This is a genomic window from Bacillus sp. 95MFCvi2.1, assembly GCF_000374965.1.
Taxonomy (GTDB): domain Bacteria; phylum Bacillota; class Bacilli; order Bacillales; family Bacillaceae_G; genus Bacillus_A; species Bacillus_A pseudomycoides.
On record NZ_KB895773.1, the window covers coordinates 1 to 1,675 of the forward strand.

Here is a 1,675-nt window from a genome sequence, read left to right on the forward strand (position 1 = left end):
CCAACGGTTCTCACTACAGACAAAGCGCCAGCATTACTTTGCGCATTTAACAAATTAAGAAAACAAGGATTTTATCAAACTACAATCCATTGTACAATCAAGTATTTAAACAATCTTATTGAACAGGATCATAGGCATGTAAAGAGACGTTTTGCCAAATCCGCAGAATTTCAAAATCTTCGTCATGCTTCACGTACGATAAAAGATATTGAAACCATTCATGCTCTATATAAACAAAGACGAAGTCTTCAAAGAGACTTCGCCTTTTCAACGTACAATGAACTTCAACAATTACTAGCTACTTCTTAAACATTACTCTTCATTTACCAACCTGTTTATGCTTTTTTCAAACTTTGCAACAGAACCCATTGCCCTTTCACTTTAATATAAGTTTCATCGACTCTCCATGAATCATTTGTTGTTTTAAGATGATGTCGTACTTTCTCTTCTAATTGAGACCCATATTGATGAACCTATCGCATAATCGTTGTGTGAGCTATGGATAAGCCTCGTTCCTCCATCATTTCCACTAGGTTACGGAAGCCCAAATTGTACCGTAGGTACCACCTTACTGTTAATAAGATGAGTTCCGGCTGATAATGCTTTCATTTGAACAAATTTTCCTTTTCCATATCGATCACACACCTTTTTCTAGAGTAATACTATCAGTATGTCCAAGTTTAGGAGATTACTTGCAAAAGTTTTAGGGTTTTTGCACCAGAACCCTATATTCCGTCAATACTGCAGATAGGCTAACCAGCCAAAACTCATTTGAATGTCTTTCTCCGTCTCCCTTTTGGAGATACCCTGGAGCCGAGCAGTTAGCTTTTGCTAGCTGCTCTTTTGTTTAAATTTATACATAGTTTATATATAATTCAGACACATTTAACATGATGAGCTTTTGAAAATTGGTGGTATTATTAACTTGTTGAAAACGACACGTTTCGACCAATACAAAATAACCTTCCTTACCTCTGAATCCCTGCCCCCTGTTCAGCAGGGATTCTTGTAATTTGCGAGTTCTTCTCAGGTTACCGTTGTACAAAATAGCGCTTTTGTTTAGTTTTCTTCCACGTTAGATAATCTAAGCTCAATATGTTGCGCCTTCATCCAAACACCCCTTATTTTCGTTTTAATTCTTCCAATAACTGAGTCACTTCAAAACTTCCATGTTCGATTGGTTGCATTGCTCTTCATCTCCTTTTAGTAGATTCCATAATTCCTGCTTACTCATTTCATAAAGCTGCCGCCCTGTATCTTCTTCCTTGTAAATCCCTTTATGTAATAAGACATCGATGAAAATTTGTTTCCTATCCATGTTTCCTCCTAGCTTGTCTGTTTCACTCTTTTTCTTTGGTGACTTGAATACGTATTTTCTAATATCTTTATAAAGAATAGCCTCAGCGTTTATGAAGTCTTTAAACAAACTAATCACTGAACCACTCCTTTCATTCTCGAATCGAGACACGAAAACAACTTAGTGTGTAGGACAGCACTCCCATTTTTTATTTCCGATCATGCCCCGATTCCAAAATAAAGAGCCACTCAAACGAGCGACTCTAATCTTTTATTCTTATCTAACATCAAAATGTTCTTCTTTTAACCATGTACTTTGTCCAATATCCAAATAACCATCTTGTCGTGCATAAACTCTATATGGAACAGATCCATCTAC

General features: G+C 36.5%; 2 protein-coding genes and 1 pseudogene. 1 reads left to right on the forward strand and 2 read right to left on the reverse strand.

The window, feature by feature from the left end; translation table 11 throughout:
• Positions 1–309 (forward strand): DDE-type integrase/transposase/recombinase (locus tag C568_RS0130155; RefSeq protein ID WP_018783737.1); only part of this gene is annotated, 309 nt, incomplete at its 5' end.
• 47 nt (positions 310–356) lie between these two features.
• Here the strand turns inward: C568_RS0130155 and C568_RS34040 are convergent.
• Together C568_RS34040 and fbpA are read right to left on the reverse strand one after the other, a co-directional pair.
• Positions 357–584 (reverse strand): annotated as a pseudogene (locus C568_RS34040) (IS6 family transposase); the annotation flags it as partial.
• A gap of 569 nt (positions 585–1,153) precedes the next feature.
• Positions 1,154–1,318: a Fur-regulated basic protein FbpA gene (gene fbpA, locus C568_RS34045; protein WP_080739967.1), complete on the reverse strand. Its 165-nt coding sequence runs from the start codon at positions 1,316–1,318 to the stop codon at positions 1,154–1,156.
• Between the last annotated feature and the right edge of the window lie 357 nt (positions 1,319–1,675).

What these genes read in the sequence shown, in the direction of transcription:
- fbpA (WP_080739967.1), bottom strand. Translation starts at nt 1,318, where the DNA reads ATGGATAGGAAACAAATTTTCATCGATGTCTTATTACATAAAGGGATT.